This window comes from Embleya scabrispora DSM 41855 (assembly GCF_000372745.1).
Classification (GTDB): domain Bacteria; phylum Actinomycetota; class Actinomycetes; order Streptomycetales; family Streptomycetaceae; genus Embleya; species Embleya scabrispora.
This window is the reverse complement of record NZ_KB889596.1, coordinates 174,866-193,296: the sequence shown is the minus strand read 5'-3', so window position 1 is coordinate 193,296 and position 18,431 is coordinate 174,866. Positions and strand designations below refer to the sequence as shown.

General features: G+C 71.7%; 16 protein-coding genes and 1 pseudogene. 8 read left to right on the top strand and 9 right to left on the bottom strand.

What is annotated here, in order from left to right; genetic code table 11:
- Window positions 1–95 precede the first annotated feature (95 nt).
- Genes A3IC_RS0110510 through A3IC_RS53570 form a run of 5 tightly spaced genes read right to left on the bottom strand, consistent with a single transcriptional unit; the run spans window position 96 to window position 6,435 of the window.
- Window positions 96–1,076, bottom strand: coding sequence for an alcohol dehydrogenase catalytic domain-containing protein (locus A3IC_RS0110510; RefSeq protein ID WP_026218102.1), 981 nt, complete (start codon window positions 1,074–1,076; stop codon window positions 96–98).
- A complete protein-coding gene (locus A3IC_RS0110505; RefSeq protein WP_020550018.1) occupies window positions 1,073–2,596 on the bottom strand; it encodes an aspartate aminotransferase family protein in 1,524 nt (507 codons plus the stop codon). The genes A3IC_RS0110510 and A3IC_RS0110505 overlap by 4 nt, the downstream gene beginning before the upstream one ends.
- Window positions 2,589–4,025, bottom strand: coding sequence for a trehalose-6-phosphate synthase (locus A3IC_RS0110500; RefSeq protein WP_020550017.1), 1,437 nt, complete (start codon window positions 4,023–4,025; stop codon window positions 2,589–2,591). Before A3IC_RS0110500 ends, A3IC_RS0110505 begins: the two co-directional genes overlap by 8 nt.
- Window positions 4,025–5,026, bottom strand: a complete 1,002-nt coding sequence (locus A3IC_RS53575) for an SDR family oxidoreductase (RefSeq protein ID WP_020550016.1) — start codon at window positions 5,024–5,026, stop codon at window positions 4,025–4,027. Before A3IC_RS53575 ends, A3IC_RS0110500 begins: the two co-directional genes overlap by 1 nt.
- Complete coding sequence (locus A3IC_RS53570; RefSeq protein ID WP_020550015.1) at window positions 5,023–6,435, bottom strand: MFS transporter; 1,413 nt, start codon at window positions 6,433–6,435, stop codon at window positions 5,023–5,025. The genes A3IC_RS53575 and A3IC_RS53570 overlap by 4 nt, the downstream gene beginning before the upstream one ends.
- Window positions 6,436–6,568: 133 nt before the next feature.
- Between A3IC_RS53570 and A3IC_RS62070 the strand changes: the two genes are divergently transcribed.
- From A3IC_RS62070 to A3IC_RS0110475, 3 genes are read left to right on the top strand one after another with little or no spacing between them, the layout of a single operon-like run.
- Window positions 6,569–7,498: a BadF/BadG/BcrA/BcrD ATPase family protein gene (locus A3IC_RS62070; RefSeq protein WP_020550014.1), complete on the top strand. Its 930-nt coding sequence runs from the start codon at window positions 6,569–6,571 to the stop codon at window positions 7,496–7,498.
- A gap of 35 nt (window positions 7,499–7,533) precedes the next feature.
- Entirely contained in the window at window positions 7,534–8,523 is a 990-nt protein-coding gene (locus A3IC_RS70025; protein WP_020550013.1) for a sugar phosphate isomerase/epimerase family protein, read from the top strand.
- On the top strand, window positions 8,520–9,674 hold the full coding sequence (locus A3IC_RS0110475) for a sugar phosphate nucleotidyltransferase (protein ID WP_020550012.1): 1,155 nt from the start codon (window positions 8,520–8,522) through the stop codon (window positions 9,672–9,674). Before A3IC_RS70025 ends, A3IC_RS0110475 begins: the two co-directional genes overlap by 4 nt.
- Here the strand turns inward: A3IC_RS0110475 and A3IC_RS0110470 are convergent.
- From A3IC_RS0110470 to A3IC_RS53560, 3 genes are all read right to left on the bottom strand, one after another.
- A complete protein-coding gene (locus A3IC_RS0110470; protein WP_026218100.1) occupies window positions 9,640–10,533 on the bottom strand; it encodes a carbohydrate kinase family protein in 894 nt (297 codons plus the stop codon). The genes A3IC_RS0110475 and A3IC_RS0110470 overlap by 35 nt on opposite strands.
- A complete protein-coding gene (gene aroB / locus A3IC_RS0110465; RefSeq protein ID WP_020550010.1) occupies window positions 10,526–11,716 on the bottom strand; it encodes a 3-dehydroquinate synthase in 1,191 nt (396 codons plus the stop codon). Before aroB ends, A3IC_RS0110470 begins: the two co-directional genes overlap by 8 nt.
- A 187-nt stretch (window positions 11,717–11,903) precedes the next feature.
- Window positions 11,904–12,272 (bottom strand): winged helix-turn-helix transcriptional regulator, encoded by a 369-nt coding sequence (locus tag A3IC_RS53560; RefSeq protein ID WP_020550009.1) that lies wholly within the window; start codon window positions 12,270–12,272, stop codon window positions 11,904–11,906.
- A gap of 169 nt (window positions 12,273–12,441) precedes the next feature.
- On the opposite strand from A3IC_RS53560, the gene A3IC_RS0110455 reads away from it, so the two are divergent.
- From A3IC_RS0110455 to A3IC_RS70760, 3 genes and pseudogenes are all read left to right on the top strand, one after another.
- Complete coding sequence (locus A3IC_RS0110455; protein WP_026218099.1) at window positions 12,442–12,864, top strand: YjbQ family protein; 423 nt, start codon at window positions 12,442–12,444, stop codon at window positions 12,862–12,864.
- Between the two features lie 243 nt (window positions 12,865–13,107).
- Window positions 13,108–13,893, top strand: a complete 786-nt coding sequence (locus tag A3IC_RS0110450) for a phytanoyl-CoA dioxygenase family protein (protein ID WP_245599199.1) — start codon at window positions 13,108–13,110, stop codon at window positions 13,891–13,893.
- 122 nt (window positions 13,894–14,015) lie between these two features.
- Window positions 14,016–14,456 (top strand): annotated as a pseudogene (locus A3IC_RS70760) (DUF6309 family protein); the annotation flags it as partial.
- A 123-nt stretch (window positions 14,457–14,579) separates the two neighbouring features.
- Here A3IC_RS70760 and A3IC_RS0110440 read toward each other — a convergent pair.
- Entirely contained in the window at window positions 14,580–15,326 is a 747-nt protein-coding gene (locus A3IC_RS0110440) for an SDR family oxidoreductase (protein WP_020550005.1), read from the bottom strand.
- Between the two features lie 86 nt (window positions 15,327–15,412).
- On the opposite strand from A3IC_RS0110440, the gene A3IC_RS0110435 reads away from it, so the two are divergent.
- Both A3IC_RS0110435 and A3IC_RS63845 read left to right on the top strand, forming a co-directional pair.
- A complete protein-coding gene (locus A3IC_RS0110435) occupies window positions 15,413–16,771 on the top strand; it encodes an aspartate aminotransferase family protein (protein WP_321184100.1) in 1,359 nt (452 codons plus the stop codon).
- Between the two features lie 162 nt (window positions 16,772–16,933).
- A complete protein-coding gene (locus tag A3IC_RS63845; RefSeq protein ID WP_020550003.1) occupies window positions 16,934–18,388 on the top strand; it encodes a VWA domain-containing protein in 1,455 nt (484 codons plus the stop codon).
- Window positions 18,389–18,431: the final 43 nt, after the last annotated feature.

Sequence of the window (18,431 nt, the reverse complement as noted above, 5' to 3'; positions counted from 1 at the left end):
CGGGTGAGCCGCATCGAGAAGCCTGCGGGCGGTGTCGCCCGGAGAAATCGTCATGTTCGGGATCCTCTGACGCGCTCCCACTCGGGCCTGTGGGATCACGGTCGGATCACGGTCTTGCCGAGGGGGCGGCCGGTGATCTGGTCGCGGAGCACGGCGGGGAGTTCGGGGAGGGTGATCTCTTCGGTGATCAGGCGTTCCAGGGGCAGGTTCGGGAGGGTGATCAGGGCGGCGGCGAAGTCGGCGGGAGTGGTGCCGTAGCTGCCGGCCACCGTGACCGGGCGGCCGAACCACGTGGTGTGGACCGCGTGTTCGTGCCGGCGCACGCGGTCCAGGTCGACGGGCAGGCCCGGGAGTTCGTCGCCGGGCGCGGTGCCGCCGTAGAGCAGGGCCAGGCCGGCCGGGACGAGTACGTGCAGGGCCTCGGCCAGGATGTCGGGGCGGACGAAGCTGGTCGCGATCACCGCCGCGTCGAATGCCGAGGCCGGCAGCGTGGCGATGGCGCGCACCTCGAAGCCCCGGTCCTGAAGGAACTTCGCGCGGTCGGCGCTGCGATTGGCCAACGTGACGTCCGCGCCCGCCAGTTCGGCCAGCCGGGCGATGAGCAGTCCCGCCGCGCCCGCGCCGAAGACGACCACCCGGCGGCCGGCCGGCGGCACGCCCAGGTGCCCGGCCAGCGCCGCGACGCAGTGCCCGGCGCAGGCGAGCGGTTCGGCGAACACGGCCTGCCGGGCCGAAATTCGGTCCGGGATCCGGGGGAGTGCGGTGAGCAGCCGGTCGGCCGGCCCGGCCGCGTACATCTCGGTCGCGAAGCCGGTGGTGCGGGCGAGTCGGACGTTGGGATCCAGGGCCACCCGAAGGCCGGTGGGCAGTCGATCCGCGAGGGTGGATTCGGCGATCAGGCCCACGAGTTCGTGGCCGAACTGGCTGGGACCGTGCCGCTCGCGGGCCACCTCCTTGAGGTCGGAGCGGCACAGGCCGGCCAGTTCGACCCGGATCAGCACCCGATGCTCACCGGCCGGCGGGTCCGGCCGGTCGAGCCGCAGACAGGGGCCGTCCGGGCCCAACTCGACCCTCATTCCGGCAAGTCCGATGGGGCGGCGGCTCGGTTCGCCGTGCCGGACTCGGGCGGTCGAACCGGTGAATTCGGCGCCCCCGCGGCCGGCCGGGTCGCCCACGTCCCGGGGACCGCACGTGCTTCCGGGACCGACCGCGCTCCCGGGACCCCGGAGACCTCCGGTGCCGCCCCTGTTGCCCGGGCCGCCCGTGCCACCGCGGTCCCGGGCGCCTCCGGCGCCGGAGGCGTCCGTGTCGTCCGCGTCCGCAACATCTCCAGTGCCTCGCCGAACCCGTCCGCGATCAGGTGTGCGTCCGTCGGAGTCAGGATCAGCGGTGGGCGCAACTCGATCACGTTGCCCAGGCCGTGTTCGGATACGCGGGTGAGGATGCCCCGCGTGTGCAGGTGGCGCTGGAACGCCTGGGCCAGCTCCGGGGCCTTCGCGCCGTCCGGGCGGACCAGTTCCACGCCGATCATCAGCCCCGGCCCGCGCACGTCGCCGAGTACGGGATGCTCGCGCTGGAGCGCCCGCAGGCGCTCGCTCAGGATCGCACCGACCCGGCGTACGTTGGCCAGGAACCCGGGTCGGCGGACGATCTCCAACGTCTTGACCGCCGCCGCGGCGGCAAGTGTGTGGCCGCCGTAGGTGAAGCCGTGCAGCGACCGGTCCCAGTCGGCCATGCGCTCCTCGGTCAGGATCGCCGCGAGCGGCAGACCGCTGCCGGTCAGGCCCTTGGCGACGGTCATCATGTGCGGGGTGACCCCGAAGTGGTCCGCCGCGAACATCTCGCCCGTGCGGCCGAACGCGGTCTGGATCTCGTCGAAGATCAACACGATCCCGTGCTCGTCGCACAGCGCCCGCAGCGCCTGGAAATACCCGGGTGGCGGCACGATGTTGCCACCCATCCCGCTGATCGGCTCGATCAACACACACGCGACGCTGCCGGAACTCGCGTATGTGATGAAGTCCTCGATCCGCTCCACGCACAACATTCCGCAGGTGTCCGGGGTCTGCCGATAGAAGCAGCGGAAGCAGTACGCATCGGGCACGTGCAGAGCCCCGGCCGCATGCACCGGGAAGGGCGCGCGCATTCGGCTGCTGCCGTTGAGCGCGGTGGCCGCGATGGTCTGCCCGACGTGACCCCGGAACGGCACGATCACATCACGGCGCCCGGTGTGGTGCCGGGCGATCTTGATCGCGCCCTCGTTCGCCGTCGACCCGCCGCTGCTGCGCAGGTTCACCCGGGTCAGACCGGCCGGCGCGAGCGCGACCAGATCGCACATCAGTCGGTCGGTGGGCTCGGTGCGGAACGACGAGGAGGCGAAGACCAGTTCCTCGGTCTGCTCACGTACGGCCGCCATCACTTCGGGGTGGTTGTGCCCGAGTACCAGGTTGAACGTCCCGGACACGCAGTCCAGATACTCGCGCCCGGTGGAATCCCACGAGCGAATGCCCTCGCCGCGCACCAACACCGCGTTGCCCAACTGGTATTGCGCGACCTGGACCGCCCCGGCCGACGGCCCGTCCACCGGCTCAGTCATCGCGGTGGTCCGCGTCCAGCCAGGCCAACTGGGTGCGGACCCACGCCTCCAGGGTCCACGGCTCGGCCACCCGCCGCCGCCGCTCGGCCGCCGCCTTGCGCTCGGCGGCCGGCGCGGTCAACGCGGCGACCAGCGCCTCGGCCTGCTCGACCAGGTCGAAGGGGTTGACCGTGCGACAGACCGGGGCCAGGATCTCGGCCGCACCGCACATCTCGGACAGGATCACGTCCGCATCCCGCTCGTTGACCAGCGGCGCCTCGAAGGTGCTCAGATTCTGGCCGTCCACCGTCGAGTTGAACATCAGCACGTCGGCTCGACGGAAGCAGCCGATGGTGTGTTCGACCTCGTTGTCGCAGTGCAGCCGCACGGTGTCCGGGCCCAGTTCGGCGTTCGCCTCGGCGATCGCGTACTCCACGCGCCGCAGGTAGTCGGCGTTCGCCTCGACGTAGAGCCGATTGGGATTCATCCTGATCAGCAACTTGGAGGAGCGCACCGACGGTTCCAGGCGATGGGCCGATACGAAGGCCCGCACCGCACGTTCGGCGTTCTTCATCGGGTCGGTCCGGCCGCTGTGCACGACCAGTGGTGCGTCACCCGCCCACTCGGCGATCCCCTCCGGGAGACGCGGCCGGTCCGCCTCCAGGGCGAGCGGACTGTAGCCGAGCGGCATCGTGCGCACCCCGGTGCGCCGGCCGCGCCACCGCACCACGCCCGCGTCGCGGTCCACCTGCGCGTCCGGTAGCAGATCCGCCACGCAGTCCAGGAAGTTGCGGCACCACCGCTCCGCGAAGAAGCCGATGGTGGTGGCGGGCAACATGCCCTCCAGGATGCCGACCCGCATCGCCTTGGGCAGGATCCGCCAATAGTCCGGGGACGGCCACGGGATGTGCACGAACAGCAAGATCGGCGCGTTCGTCCGTACGGCCCGCAACCTGGCCGGAACGCCGACGAGTTGGTAGTCGTGCACCAGGTAGGCCGGGTCCGCGACGTCGGCCGAGTCGGCGAGCAGAGCACCGGCGAAGTCCTCGGTGAACCGGGCGAACCGGTCCAGCGCGGCGTAGGTCTCGGTGCCGAAGGTCGGCGTCTTCCACTTGTCCCAGCCGTAGTTGTTCGCGGCCCACATCAGCTGTGCGGTGAAGAAGTTCTGCACCACATCGAAGGTGTCCCGATCGTGCCGGAGCAGGCGGACCCGGATGTCACGGCCCGAACGCAGCCGCAGGTCCAGGCCGTCCGGATTCTCCCGGGCCGCTCGATGGTCGTCGTCGGTGTCCGCGCTGGCGATCCAGGTGACGTCGAGCACGCCCGCCTGCTCGGCGACCACGTTTCCCGTACCACCCGGGGCGAGCCATGGTCGCAGCGTGCCGCGATCGGGATCCGGGGCGAAACTGACGGCGGCGCGCTTGCTGGCCAGGAACAGATGACGGTCCATCAGGGCTGGTCCCTTCCGAAGACGGCTGAGGCGTCGAAGGCGGCTGAGGCGTCGAGGGCGGCTGGGGCGTCGGGGACGGTCGGGGTCCGTGGCGGGGCGGGCAGGCCCGCCGGCGCGGCGATCAGCGCGGCGTCCGCGGCGAAGACGTCCACCGGGGCCAGCCCGCGCAGTTCGGGCAGGTGGGCGGCGCGCTCACTGTGCAGGCACGCGTTGCGCGGGCGGCACGCGTACGCCGTGTCCCCCTGCGGTACGGCGGTCACCAGCGCGGGGTCGACGCCGTAGGTCGTCGCGATGTGCCGGGCCCAGCGGACCCGGGAGAGCCGACGCGGACCACCCAGATGCACGACGCCGGTGTGCGCCGAGTCGAGCAGCGCGGTGGTCCACGCGGCGACGTCGTCGATCAGCACCGGCGTGTTCCAGTGCTCGTCCGGTACCGCGACCGGGGCACCCACGGCCAGGCGTTCGGCGCACGTGGTGAAGAAGTTCGGCCGCAGACCGGCCCGGTCCCAGCCGTACACCAGGCTGACTCGCAGCACGAGCGTGTCGCCGCCGGCCAGATAGGCGGCCTCGGCGGCCAGCTTCGCGCGGCCGTAGGCGTTGGCCGGCTCGGTCGGATCGGACTCGGTACAGCTGTCCGCGTGTCCGGCGAACACGTTGTCCGTGGAGATCAGCACGGTCCGCGCGGGCCGGCCGGCGAGCGCGGACACCACATGCCGGGCGCCCGCCGCGTGTACGGCCGCCGCTCCGGCCGGATCGGCTTCGCACCAGGTGATGTCCGAGGGCCCGTGCGCGGCCACCACCGCGTCCGGGCGGACCGCGTCGACGACGGTACGCACCTGGCGCGGATCGGCGACGTCCACCGGAAGCCAGCGCAATCCTCGGCTCTCCGGGGTGCGCGGGCGGCGCCGAGAGCCGAGCACGACACCGTGGCCGAGGCGGGTCAACCGGGTGCCCACGTGTCCGGCTATGTATCCCGACCCGAACACCAGGACTCGGGTCATCGGAAAACCCCCTTCAGGTGCGGCCTGTTGGGCCGATCGGGTCGGTGTGGACCGGTCGACGCGCCCGGCCCGTGCGATCCCTTGGTCGAACTTCCCTCGCCCGACGCACCGTTGCCATCTACCGAACGGTCCTGCCGCCCCGGATGATCCCGGTCGCCCGCGCGATCGGCCCGGCCCGCCGGATCCTGCGCGGGATGTACCGCCGGGTCCACCGTCGGATCCGTACCCGGGTCGTTTGGACCGGACTCCGGATCGTCCGTCCCCTCGGCGGGCAGCAACCGCAGCGACTGACTGCCCGTCACCACCACGACGCCGCACAGCGCGACGATGCCCAGGACGGTGCCCAGACCCAGGTGCCCGGCCAACGTGCCGACCAGTGGCGGAGCACCCAGGAAGCCCGCATAGGACACCGTGGTGACCAGCGAGATCGCCTGTGGGCGACGCTTCGGGCCGACCGCGCGTCCGGTCGCCGCGAGCAGTGTCGGGACGACCGGGGCCAACCCGACGCCGGCGAGCGCGAACCCGGCGAGCGTGCTCGCGGTGGACCAGGCCGCCGCCGCGAGGGCGAGCCCGAGCCCACCCAACACGCCGCCGCCGAGCACCAGCGCACGGTCGCCGACCCGTTCGCCGCGCCACTGGGCGAGCATGCGACCGGCGGACAGGCCCGCCATGTAGGCGGCCGGCCCGCACGCGGCGAGGAAGGAACCCGCGCCGAGGTCGTCCGTCAGATGGATCGCGCCCCACTGCTCGACGGTGTTCTCCATCAGCAGCACCGTGCCGCCGACCGCGCCGACCACGAGCAGGGCGAACAGCAGCCGGCCGTGCGCGCGGTCGGTCCGAGCGGCCGGCCCGGGATCCTGCTCCTGCCACCGGCGCCGATCGATCGCCAGGACCGCGCTGAGCGCGACCAGCACGGCGATCACCACCAGGATCGCCCGCGCGGACGCACCCAGATGCAGGGCCAGGCCGACCGCCGGGGCGGCGAGCACCATCGCCAGCGGGGTGGCCGCCTGGACCTTGTTGAACAGGCGCTCGCCGGTGAGCGCCTCGCGTGCGGCCGTGGTGGCGTTCAGCGCCACCTCGATCGCGCCGCTGGCCGCGCCGATCAGGAGCAGTGCGGCGGCGAACGTCCATCGGGATCCGGCCATCGCGACGGCGAGGGTGCCCAGCGCGAACGCGGCGGTCACCAACGGCAGCGTGCGCGGCCCGAGTCGCCGGGCGAGCGGCCCGGTGAGCAACATCGCGGGTACCGCCGCGACCGGAACCGCGAACAGCGCCAGGCCCAGTTGCCGGTCGTCCAGCGCGAGTTCGTCCTTGAGCGTGGGGATCAGCGCGGCCCAGCCACCCCAGAACAGCCCCCAACTCGTCGCCGGAGCCACCAGCCCGAGCACACCGCCGCCGTGCCGCATCGACGCTCCGTCCGTATCGGGTGACCCAGAGTGTCGTCCACCGTACTGCGCCCTCACCGTCCTCGGCCGGCCTCCCGCACCGGTAGCGTGAGCCGGAACATCGGATTTCGACGGACCGCGGAGGCTTTCGACTGTGGGGTACCGGGTCGGCGGATACTGGGCGATCGACGCCGGCGGCACGCGCACCACGGCCATGGTGCTCGACACGATCCGGTACACCCGGGAGTCGGTGAACCCCGCGTCGGCCGGACCGGCGGCCGAGGAGACGCTGGTCCGACTGCTCTCCCGGATCGCCTCGGACCTGGGCGGTGTGTCGACCGGCTGGTTCGCGAGTTCGACGATCACCATGGACACCGCGCCGGGGGCGATCGACCGGCTGGCCGCGATCGCGCGCGAACGGGGCTTTCGGGGTCGACTCGTGATCTCCGGCGACGTTCCGCCGCTGCTCCTGGCGCCGCCGCTGTCCGGGCGCGGCGTCGTGGTGGTGTCCGGTACCGGCTCGGCCTGCGTGGCGAGTGCCGGACCGGACGCGGGACCACCCGTCGTGATCGGCGGGTGCGAATATCTGGGCAGCGACGAGGGCAGCGCGTACGCGCTCGGCGAGGCGGGCCTGCGGGCCGCGGTGCGCGGGGCGGACGGGCGCGGGCGGCCGACCACGCTGTTCGCCGCCTCGGGTCCGCGCGAACTCGCCCGTCGGCTGGCCGCCGGGCCGTTTCCCAAGGCCGCGGTGGCCGCACTCGCCCCCGAGGTGTGCGTGGCTTGGCAGGCGGGTGACGCGGTGGCGGGCGAGGTGGTGCGAGGCGGCCTAGACGAGTTGGTCACGGGTGTGCGCGCCGCCCGGGACGCGGCCGGGCTGACCGGGACGTGGCGGGCCGTGCTCAACGGGGGCGTGTTCCGCGGGTGTCCGCCGTACGCCGCCGAGTTGAGCCGACGGATCGTCACCGAGCTCGGCGCGGCCGAACCGCCCACCGTGATCGCCGATCCGGTGGCCGCGATATATGCCGCGTTGCTTGCGAACCAGGGTTCACCGCCCGAGAGTTGGGCACATATCCGCAACCTCTGACGTGCCGAGGCGCAGCCGAGCGAGGGGGATCGCCGATGACCGGGCAACCGAACGAACGGGCGGCCGGGCGGGCGCCGATTCGGCTCGGGTTGTGTCTGGCCGCCTTGGCGCCCGCGGGTCTGAGCGGGGCGTTGCGGGTGGCTCGGGACGCGGGAGCGGGCGTGGTGGACCTGCCCGCGGACGGCCACTTCGCGCTGGTGGAGCGCGGGCGGCACGCCGATCCCGGGCTGCATCGCGAGGTGCGTGCGCGGTGCGCGGCGGCCGGGGTCGAGGTGGGCTGTGTGAGCAACAGCCGGGACACCCAGTTGGTGCTGGGACCACATGGGCCGCACACCGATCCGGTGCTCGCCGGGACCGCCGAGGCCAAGCGGGCCCACGGGCTGCGCGCCGCGCTCGACACGGTGCGGCTGGCCGCCGGTCTGGGCGCGCCGCTGGTGCGGTTGATGCTGGGCGTGCCCGATCTGGCGCGCTGGTTGTCCTGGTCGGGAAGCGCGGTGAGTTGGCAGGACAACGTGCACGCGTGGGCGCTCGCCGCGCGGCCGATCCTGGACCTCGCGGACGCACTGGGCGTGCGGGTCGTGTTCGAGCCGCACCCGAAGCAGGTCGCGTACGACCCGGCCAGTGCGAGAGCACTGCTCTCGGCGGTGAGCGATGTTCGTCTGTGTCTCGACCCGGCCAACCTCGCCGCGACCGGGCACGATCCGGTGGCGGCCGTGCGCGGCTGGGGCGAGCGGCTCGCGGCCGTGCACGCGAAGGACCTCCAGCGCTGGTCCGGTGCCGAAGCGCCACGCGGCGCGGGCTGGTCGCGTTATGGACCCGGCCCGGCGATCCGCTTCCGCGCGCTCGGCGCCGGCGAACTGCCATGGCCGGCCATCGTGGCCGCGCTGCTCGACGACGACTACCGGGGAGTGATCTACGTGGAACACGAGGACGCCCTACTGCCCACGGAGCAGGGCATCGCCACGTCGCTCGCGCTGCTGCGCACGTTGGTTCCCGCCGGGCAGGCGCAGGGGCGGACCTGGTGACGCTCGACGGAGTACGCGGCGCCCTGCTCGCGGGTGGTCTGGGCGAGCGCATGGGCCCGCTCACCGCCGATGTGTGCAAACCCCTGGTGCCGTATGCCGCGTCCTGTCGGCTGGTGGACTTCAGCGTGGCCAACGCGGTCCGCTCCGGCCTGCCCGAACTGGTCCTGCTCTCCCAGCACCGGGAATCCGACCTGGTCCGCCACCTGGTCACGCACTGGGACGAACGCCCGGGCACCCGACTGCACTTCGGTCCGCACGACGCTCTGGCCCGAAGCGGCCCGGGCGCGATCCTGCCCGCCCGCCCCGCCGAACGCGGCACCGCCGACGCACTGCTCGCCAACGCGGAGTACCTGTTCGCCCCGGGCGCGAGCGACCTGTTGGTGCAACACGCGGATCACGTCTACGTGTTCGACTACGCGCCGCTGGTTGCCGCACACCGGGCGGCGGACGCCGACTGCACGATCGGCGTGCAGCGCATCGAGCGTCGCTACGTGCACCTGTTCGGGATGGTCGAGACCGATGCCGACCTTCGGGTCCGGGCCCTGGTCGAAAAGCCCGCGCGACCGACGTCGGACCTGGTGTTCACCGCGTTCTGCGTGTTCCGGATCGACGCGCTGCGCGAAATCCTGGCCGAGTTGGCCGCGCTCGGCGAGGACGGCTGGCAGCACGACATCAGCCGCGACGTGCTGCCCGCGATGATCGCCCGGGGCCGCCGGGTCACGGCGTATCGGGTGCCCGACTACTGGGCCGACATCGGCACGGTCGAGCGCTACCGCACCGAGCAACTGCGGTTGCCGGACCGACCGCACCCGATCCCGGCCGAGGCGCTCCCGCGCACTCTGGCGGGTCTGTCGGACGGCTTCCCGAAGTACGTCGCCGGAAGTCTGCTGGGCGCCGGGATACCGCCGGGGGCGCGGGTGGAGCGCAGCGTCGTGCACCCCGGCTGCCGGATCGAGTCGGGCGCGACCGTACTGCGCTCGGTGGTGCTGCCGGGCGCCACGGTCCCCGCCGGAAGTACCGTTCGGGACGCCATCGTCACCCCGCGCGGCATTCTCGCGTCGGCCGCGCCCGCCGACCCGCCGCCCGAGGCATCCCCCGACCCGTTTCCCGACCCCGTCAGGAGAACGCACGGTCCAACTCTTTCGCCGTGATGAACGACGTATGCGTGCCCGCGGTCCGTACGGCGTGCGCGCCCGCCCGGGTGCCGGCGGCGGCGCAGTCCGCCCAGTCGCGGCCGGCCAGGTAGGCGTACAGGAAGCCCGAGACGTAGCTGTCCCCGGCGCCGTTGGTGTCCACCACCTCGTCGACCCGCATGGCCAGCGCCGGCACGTGCCGCATCGGCTGGTCCGGCAGCACCAGGTAGCTGCCCCGACCGCCCGCCATCGCGACCACGATCTCGGCCCGGCCCCGGGCGAGCACGTCCCGCGCGGCCTCCTCGACCCGGTCGCCGAGCCGGTTCGTGGAGGTGAACACCAGGTCGGCCCCGTACGCGAAGTCCGCCCGGGCGGGATCCTTGCCGTCCCAGCCGTGCAGGTCGGTCGAGGTGGACACGCCGGCCTCGATCGCGTCGGCCAGTGCGGGGCGGGACCAGCCGCCTATCGACACGTGGGCGTGCCGGGTGCGGGCGAGCGCGGGGCGGTACAGCTCGGGGTCGACGACCAGATCCGCGGGCAGGCGGCTGTCGTGCAGTGAGAGTCGTTCGCCGTCCGGGCCGACCAGGTTGACGCTGCGCGGGGTGCCGCTGGGGTGGGAGACATGCGCGAAGGACAGGCCCTGTTCGGCGTAGTGGGCGAGCACGAAGTCCGCCTCCGGGTCGGCGCCGAGCACGGCCGCGAAGTGGGTGCGCAGGCCCAGTGCCCGACAGCCCAGCGCCACCCCGTTGCCGGTGTGCGCGACGTACTGCCGGATCGGTGGCACCTTGAAGTCGCTTATCGGCAGGGGTAGTTCGGGCACCCGGACGATGATGTCCACGCCGACTCCGCCGACCACGAACACATCCAGCTCAGTCATCGGTGCCTCCGTGGGTGCGTGCGAACGGGACCTCGGCGGTGGGGCGGACCACGAGCGCGGCGTGGATCTCCTCGTCGCTCACGTCGTCGGTGATCACCGTCTCGCCGAGCGCGGTGGGCAGCACGAACCGCAGCCGGCCGTCCCGGATCTTGCGGATCTGGCCGAGTGCCTCGACGGTGGTCGCCGGGTCGAGCCGGGCGGGTAATCCGGCCAGCGTGGTGGGCAATCGCACCCGGTCGAGCAGCCCGCTCACCCGCGCGCACAGGGCCGGGTCGAGCAGCCCGCGTCGTTCGGCGATCCGGGCCGCGCAGGCCATCCCGAATGCGACCGCCTCGCCGTGCAGGACCGGACCGTAGCCGGTCGCGGTCTCCACGGCGTGGCCGATGGTGTGCCCGAAGTTCAGTGGCCGGCGAAGGTCGCGCTCATAGGGGTCGCGGGCGATCAACCGGCACTTGAGCACGCTGGAGGCATGCACGAGGGCGGCGGTGGGCACGGGTTCGACGGCCAGGATGGCCGCATGCCGGCGCTCGATCGACTCGAACAACTCCGGGGAGGCGATGATCCCGGTCTTGATCGCCTCGGCGAGCCCGGCGCGCAATCCGCGACCGTCCTGGGTGCTCAGGTACCCGACGTTCGAGACCACCGCCCTGGGTTGGTAGAACGCGCCGATCAGGTTCTTGGCGGACGGATGGTCGATGGCCACCTTGCCGCCGAGCGCGGCGTCCACATGGGCGAGCAGGGTCGTGGGCACGTTGATGTACGGGATGCCGCGCATGTACGCGCTGGCCACCCAGCCGACCGTGTCCATCACCACGCCACCGCCGACCGCGAGCAGGATGTCGCGGCGGGCGAGCGAGGTGCCGGCCAGCCAGTCCAGCAGGGTGCTCGCGGTGCGCAGGCTCTTGCTCGCCTCGCCGGCCGGGAACGAGGTGTGGACCACGTCCAGTCCGGACGCGGTCAGCCGTTCGGCGAGCCGGCGCGCGTGCAGTGTGTACACGGTGTCGTCCGTGATCAGGGCGACCCGTCGACCGTCGATCTCGGCGCACAGCCGCGCGAGCGCGGTGGCCTCGTCGAGGCACACGTGGACCGGATACGTGTCGAGCCGCCGGGCGTAGGCCATGATCGGATCGACCGGCCCGCGTGGCAGCGCCAGTTGTTCGGACACTCGGACGTATTCGGTCATATATTCACACCCCGGCGGCTCAACGAAGACGTCGCAGACAATCCGGATATTCGCTGCCGAAATAATTACGGCGCGCGCTACGAAAAGTCAACAAGGACTCACCCAGAGTGTGTCCGCGCGGTTATAGCAGACCGCCCGACGCTATTCCCGACATTCGCCGACGCCGAAAACTTCGCCCGGAAACGGCCTACGCGGCGGGTTGTGCGGGGTCCTGCGCCCCGGCCGTCGCGGGCGCCGTCTCGATGATCTGCTCGACGTTTTCGTGCCCCCACACACCCAGCGGCAGCAGCGCCTCGTTGAGCGACTGCCCCAGCGGGGTCAGCGAGTAGACCACCTTGGGCGGGACCTCGCGAAACACCTCGCGGTGCACGATCCCCCGGGCCTCCATCTCGCGCAACTGCTGGATCAGCATCTTCTCGCTGATCCCGGGCACCGCCCGGCGCAACTCGCCGAAGCGCCGCTCCTCGACGTGCAGCGCCCAAAGGATCAATGCCTTCCACTTGCCGCCGATGACATCCATGGCGGCGTCCAGGCCGCACTGATAGCGCCGAGCCATGCGCGTCTCCCGTTCCTGGCGAGCCCTGTCGATCCCCGCCGATCCATCCTTACCGACAGGTAAGTACTGCTCCATATTGTCCGTACGCATTCGGTCGAAAGCAAAGCATTCCTCGGCGCGACCGTGTCGAGGGTGCGGAACCGGGGTGCGGCTGCGCGAGCATGGCGGGATGAGTGAGTCTGTCGTGTCGCGGGTTTTCGAGGTCAGTACCGGGCGGCGGGAGCGGGTGTACGACCTGAGCGGTATGTGTGCGCGGTTCCTGCGGGAGGTGGCCGGCGGGCGGGACGGACTGCTCAATGTGTTCGTGCCGCACGCCACCGCCGGGGTGGCGGTGTTGGAGACCGGGGCCGGCAGTGACGACGACCTGCTCGCGTTGTTGGCGGATCTGCTGCCGGCCGACGACCGGTGGCGGCATCGGCACGGCAGTCCCGGACACGGGCGCGATCACGTGCTGCCCGCACTGGTCCCGCCGCACGCGACGCTGCCGGTGATCGGCGGCGAACTCGCGCTGGGGACGTGGCAGTCGGTCACGATGGTGGACACCAATCGGGACAACCCGGACCGGACGGTGCGGCTGACCTTTATGGGCTGAGGTGGCCGGCGCACCGTTTTCGGCCACCGCGCGCGATGCGTGGTCGGTCCGGCCGCCCGGGGAAACGATCCGGCCAATCTGTCGAGTGTGCGCATGGATCTCCGCGCCGATGGATATTTCTCGTATCGGCTCGATCACGCTCCGTTTTCCCGTCGGCCACCCGCTTTCCACCCGGAAATGCGAAGCGGTATTCCGCTTTCGGTGGGCCGGCTGCCGGGCACCGCCGACAGGGGGAACATCCATATGCCGAAAATGCCGACCAGGGCGGTCGACGGAAGTCGGATCGACGGATTCACCGAGTGCGGATACCTGTTGTTACCGGGCTTCCTGCCCGACGATCTGGTATCACGGCTCGAAGCCGAGGTGGACCACTGGGTGGACTCCGGATCGCGCGAGCGAGCGATCGCCGCCTGTGTGGATCCGAGCCGACCGGGTCCGCCGCCGGTGGTCGAGATCGAACTCGCCGCGCACGGCGAACTGGCGGCCCACCCGCCGCTGTTGGCTCTGGTCGGGGCGCTGATGGGCACCGACTTCGTGTTCCACCACCTGCACAGCGACCGGCGCCCGGCGGGTGCGGACGGCAAGGCATGGCACCACGACTACGAACAGGCCCCGCAGCGCGATCGTACGTACACGATGATCCACGCGCTGCACTACCTCGGCGGACTGGACGCCTCCGTCGGTGGATTGGCGGTACTCCCGGGCTCGCACCGCGAGGTCGCGGACAAGGACGCGAGGGCCCATCTGGGATGCCGCGAACTGCCCGGCGAGGTGCTGATCGACGAGCTGCCGCCCGGCTCCACGGTGCTCGTGCACTCGGCCCTGTTCCACGCCCGCCGCCCGGGCCCGGCCTTCGGCGGAAGGCCGCGCTACATGGTGGACGGCTCGTACGGGCAGTGCGGCACCCGCTGGCCACCGGTGAAGCCGTACTGGCGACACGTGCTCGGTCGGGCCCGGGAACTGGACCTCGATCGTGGACACTGGCCCGAACTCTTCGCGGAACGCCACTTCACGCGCTACTCGGGCTGAGGGCCGGCCGCCTGTTCCGCCTGTTCCCCCCGCTCCGTCCGGTCGTTCGGTGGTCGTCCACCGCCGGGCCGCCCACCTGCCCATCACTCGAATGGATCCGATTCTTGAAGGTTCTCGAAACCGTGCCGTTCGACGTCGTCTTCGACCGATTCCGGCACGACCACCCGGTCGACGGCGGCCATCCGGAGAACAGCAACGCCGAGGGCGAGGAATTGCTGCGCCTCGCGGACGCGTTGCCCGGTGGATGGCTGCGGATCGAACTGGATCGGGCGGCGCTGCTGGGCATCATCCTGCCGTGGCACCTGGGCGAGGGCGGCGCTTTCGAACTGGTGCCGCCGCGCGGACTCACCCTGGCCGCGGCGGTGCGCCGGCTGCGCTCGACCCGCGGGCGGTACACGCACAGCAATCCGGTCTGCGCGGCCAAACTCGCGTGGCAGCGGGACGCGCCGATGACGCCGTTGTACCTGTGCACCCGCGCGGTGGAGACAGTCGACTACGCGGGTCTGGCGGTGCGGCAGGGAATCGTGCACCTGGACGGGCTGCATCGGATGATCGCGTGGGAACTGTACGGCCGATTGGCGGGCGGAACCCGGATCGAGGCGTATCTGGCCGGAGCCGGTCGCGAGTTCGGCATCGCGGCGGGGCGCGGATCCGCACCCCGATCGGGCGAGGTCGTCGGGTCCGGGTCAGCCGCGGCCGACATACGGCATCGCACTGGGGATGACGGTCACCGACTGGACGTTCACCCCGATCGGCAACGCGGCCATCGCGACCACCATGTCCGCGACGTGTCCGACGTCCATGGTGGGCTCGACCCGCAGCGAACCGTCGGCCTGCCGGACGGCCGGCTGCGGCCGGTCGATCGGCGTGACGTTGCCGATGTCGATCTGCCCGCAGGCGATGTCGTGCGGCCGACCGTCCAGGGACAGCGACCTGGTCAGCCCGGTGACGGCGTGCTTGGCGGCGGTGAAGGCGATCGAATCCGGGCGTGGGACGTGCGCCGAGGGGGCGCCGTTGTTGATGATCCGGCCGCCGCGCGGAGATTGCTCCTTCATGATCCGGAACGCGGCCCGGGCGCACAGGAATCCGCCGGTGGCGATCGAGTCGAGCACCCGGCGCCAGTCCCCGAGTTCGACGTCCTCGGTGGGCACGTAGGGCATCGTGTCGGCGGCGTTGTTGAAGAGCAGGTCGAGCCGGCCGAACCGCTCCACGACGGTGGCGAACAGTCGGTCGACCGCGTCGGGGTCGGTGATGTCGGCGGGCACCGGCAGGGCGAAGCGGGCGCGATCTCCGGCCAGCGCGGCGGTCTCCTCCAGGTTGACCTCGCGTCGACCGGCCAGAGCGACCGACCAACCCCGATCGATCAGGGCGAGTGCGCACGCGCGGCCCACGCCGCTGCCCGCTCCGGTGACGACGGCGACCTTCTCGATCATGGGTGACCCCTCGGAATTGATACGGCCGGTCCGTTCGCATTCACCGCGACGGTACGGAGAAAAACCCTGCGTAGTGACCATGACGGGTGTCAAGAGCGAAGGTGGCGTATTCCGTGATCTCGGCCGAGTCGACCGAAACCAGTCGGGTCCTTTTCGATCGGGCCCGACGTTCGCTGGCGGGCGGGACCGCCTCCTCCGCACGCGTGACGAGCACCGGTCCATTTCCCTATCCGCTCTATATCGCGCGCGGCAAGGACGCGCACATTTGGGACGTGGACGGGAACGAGTATGTCGACTACCTGATTTCGTACGGCTGCGCGGTGATCGGGCACGCCAATCCGGCGATCGGCGCGGCGGTGGCGGACGTCATGGCGAGCGGCACGATGTTCGGCGCGGGCACCGTCGCGGAGATCGAACTGGCGGAAACCATGGGGAGGATGATCCCGTGCGCCGACCTGGTCCGGTTCGCCAACTCCGGATCGGAGGCGATTCAGGGTGCGGTTCGGGCCGCGCGCGGCTTCACCGGCCGGGACAAGGTGCTCAAGTTCGAGGGCCATTACCACGGGTGGGCGGACTCGCTCGCGGTTTCGAACCGGCCCACCGCTGCCGAGGCCGGACCGTACGCCCGGCCGCACGCGCGCCCGCACTCCCCGGGGGTGCCGGCCGGCGTGGTCGCAGACGTGGTGATCTGTCCGTGGAACGACGCGGTGGTGCTGCGCGAGATCCTGGACGCGCATCGCGGCGAACTGGCCGCGGTGATCTGCGAGCCCATCGTGGCCAACAACGCGTGCACCATGCCGGTGCCCGGCTACCTGGATACGCTGCGCGAGGAGTGCACCAGACGCGGGATCGTGCTGATCTTCGACGAGGTGTGCACCGGCTTTCGGACCGGACCGGGCGGTGCCCAGGGGCTGTTCGGTGTGCTTCCGGATCTTGCCGTGTACGCGAAGGCGTTGGGCGGCGGCCTGCCCATCGCGGCGTTCGCCGGACGCCGCGACATCATGGAGGAGATCGGTGCGAACCGGGTCAAACACGGTGGTACGTACAACGGTTCGCCGCTGTGTGCGGCCGGCGCGCTGGTTACGCTGGGCGAACTCGCCGATCCGGCGGTGATCGCGCGCATCGACGCGGCCGGGAACCGGGTGATGGAGGCGATCCGACGGGCCGCCAGGGACAGGGCGATTCCGTGTGCCGTGCAGGGGGTCGGGGCGATGTTCCAGGTGGTCTTCTCGGCCGACGGCACGGCGCCGCGCAACTACCGGGACCTGGCGGCGAGCGACGACGCGCGCTACGCGCTGTTCCGACACGCCCTGTTGGAGCGCGGAGTACACGTCAACGCGGTCGGTTCGGCATGCTGGTTCGTGTCCGCGGCGCTCACCGACGACGACGTCTCGGCCGCGTGCGCCGCGGTGGACGCGGCGTTCGTACTGCTCGCGGGGGTGTGAGGGGCCGGCAGCCGGCGTACGGGTGGGGCGCCTTCGGCTGTTCGGGGGTCCGTCGGGTGTCGTACGCGCGGGTCGCCCACAGCTCGGCCGGGGCCATGACTAGCCTTACGTACCCGTCCTGATGATCGGGACGGCGTCCCCCACACAGGTAAGGATTCGCCGATGGGTTTGAGGAGTCTGCTGCGCAACGTCTTTCGTTCGCGGCCGTCCCGCGAGGCGGCGGAGACACCCGAGACGAGCGACGTGGCCGCCGCACCGACCGACCTCAGGATCGCGCCGACCGAGTCCCCGGTCGGCGCGCCCGAGCCGGTCGCCGAATCGGAACCGGAGCCACGCGCCGAGGCGACGACGCGTGACGAACCGGAGGTGAGCCCGGCGCCGGAGAGTGCGCCGGCGACGGAGGTCGCGCCGGAGCCGGTCGCGGTCGACGAGCCGGACACGGTCGAGAAGCCGGACACGGTCGAGAAGCCGGTCGCGGTGGAGGAGGCGGTCGCCGTCGTCGAACCGGTCGCCGTCCCCGAGCCGGCGGTGCTGCCGGAGCAGGTGGTGGTGCCGGAGCCGGTGGTGCCGGAGCAGGCCGCCCTTTCGGAGCCGGCCGATGCGGAGCCGGCCGTTCTGTCCGAGCCGGTCGTCATTCCCGAGCCGGTCGTCATCCCGGAGCCGGTCGTCATTCCCGAGTCCCGGGCGGAGCACGACGCCTCCGGGTCGGCGCCGACCTCGATTCCCGTACCGGCACAGGCGATCGCGACACCCGCCGAGGCCGAGCAGGACGAGACCGCGACCGTGGTCGAGCCGGCCGCCGAGGCGCCGGAGCCGGCGATCGAGGTGGAGGCGGAGCCGTTCGTGGTCGCCGAGGCCGCCCCGGTTCCGACCACCGTCGCCGTGGTGCCGCCCGCTCGGGTCGAAGACGTCGCGCCCGGCCTCGGGGCCCGTGCGGAGACCGCCGCGGCGGCCGTGGCCAAGTGCGGCCTCGCCGGCCGCAGCGTCGCGGTCTACCTCGTCCTGGACCGCTCCGGGTCGATGCGCTCCTACTACAAGGACGGCACCGTCCAGCACCTCGCGGACCAGACGCTCGCGCTGTCCGCGCAGCTCGGCGAGGCCGTCGTACCGCTGGTGTTCTTCTCCACGGACATCGACGGCGTCGCCGACCTCGATCCCGGCAACCACGTGGGTCGGATCGAGGAACTGCACGGTTCCTACGGGCACATGGGCCGCACCAACTACCACTCGGCGATCGCCAAGGTGGTCGAGCACTACCGTGCGTCCGGCAGCGCCGACCCGGCGCTGGTGATCTTCCAGACCGACGGCGCGCCGACCAGCCGCCCCGCCGCCGCGAAGGCGCTGTGCGAGGTGGCCGGGCTGCCGATCTTCTGGCAGTTCATCGGCTTCGGCGACCCCGAGGCCAAGGGCTTCGACTTCCTTCGCAAGCTGGACGAACTGACCGTGCCGGAGCAGCGCGTGGTCGACAACGCGGGCTTCTTCCACGCCGGACAGGACCCGAGGCTGCTCGCGGACGCGGAACTGTACGACCAACTCCTCCTGGAGTTCCCGGAATGGCTGAACGAGGCGGTCGCGGCGGGCGTGCTGCCGGCTGACCCGATCGACGCGCTGGTGTAGTCGCATGCGGGATCACGCCCGACGGTCGGCCGACCGCCGGGCG

What these genes read in the sequence shown, in the direction of transcription:
- A3IC_RS0110510 (WP_026218102.1), bottom strand. Translation starts at nt 1,076, where the DNA reads ATGAGGGTCGAGTTGGGCCCGGACGGCCCCTGTCTGCGGCTCGACCGG.
- A3IC_RS0110505 (WP_020550018.1), bottom strand. Translation starts at nt 2,596, where the DNA reads ATGACTGAGCCGGTGGACGGGCCGTCGGCCGGGGCGGTCCAGGTCGCG.
- A3IC_RS0110500 (WP_020550017.1), bottom strand. Translation starts at nt 4,025, where the DNA reads ATGGACCGTCATCTGTTCCTGGCCAGCAAGCGCGCCGCCGTCAGTTTC.
- A3IC_RS53575 (WP_020550016.1), bottom strand. Translation starts at nt 5,026, where the DNA reads ATGACCCGAGTCCTGGTGTTCGGGTCGGGATACATAGCCGGACACGTG.
- A3IC_RS53570 (WP_020550015.1), bottom strand. Translation starts at nt 6,435, where the DNA reads ATGCGGCACGGCGGCGGTGTGCTCGGGCTGGTGGCTCCGGCGACGAGT.
- A3IC_RS70025 (WP_020550013.1), top strand. Translation starts at nt 7,534, where the DNA reads ATGACCGGGCAACCGAACGAACGGGCGGCCGGGCGGGCGCCGATTCGG.
- A3IC_RS0110470 (WP_026218100.1), bottom strand. Translation starts at nt 10,533, where the DNA reads ATGACTGAGCTGGATGTGTTCGTGGTCGGCGGAGTCGGCGTGGACATC.
- aroB (WP_020550010.1), bottom strand. Translation starts at nt 11,716, where the DNA reads ATGACCGAATACGTCCGAGTGTCCGAACAACTGGCGCTGCCACGCGGG.
- A3IC_RS53560 (WP_020550009.1), bottom strand. Translation starts at nt 12,272, where the DNA reads ATGGCTCGGCGCTATCAGTGCGGCCTGGACGCCGCCATGGATGTCATC.
- A3IC_RS0110455 (WP_026218099.1), top strand. Translation starts at nt 12,442, where the DNA reads ATGAGTGAGTCTGTCGTGTCGCGGGTTTTCGAGGTCAGTACCGGGCGG.
- A3IC_RS0110450 (WP_245599199.1), top strand. Translation starts at nt 13,108, where the DNA reads ATGCCGAAAATGCCGACCAGGGCGGTCGACGGAAGTCGGATCGACGGA.
- A3IC_RS0110440 (WP_020550005.1), bottom strand. Translation starts at nt 15,326, where the DNA reads ATGATCGAGAAGGTCGCCGTCGTCACCGGAGCGGGCAGCGGCGTGGGC.
- A3IC_RS63845 (WP_020550003.1), top strand. Translation starts at nt 16,934, where the DNA reads ATGGGTTTGAGGAGTCTGCTGCGCAACGTCTTTCGTTCGCGGCCGTCC.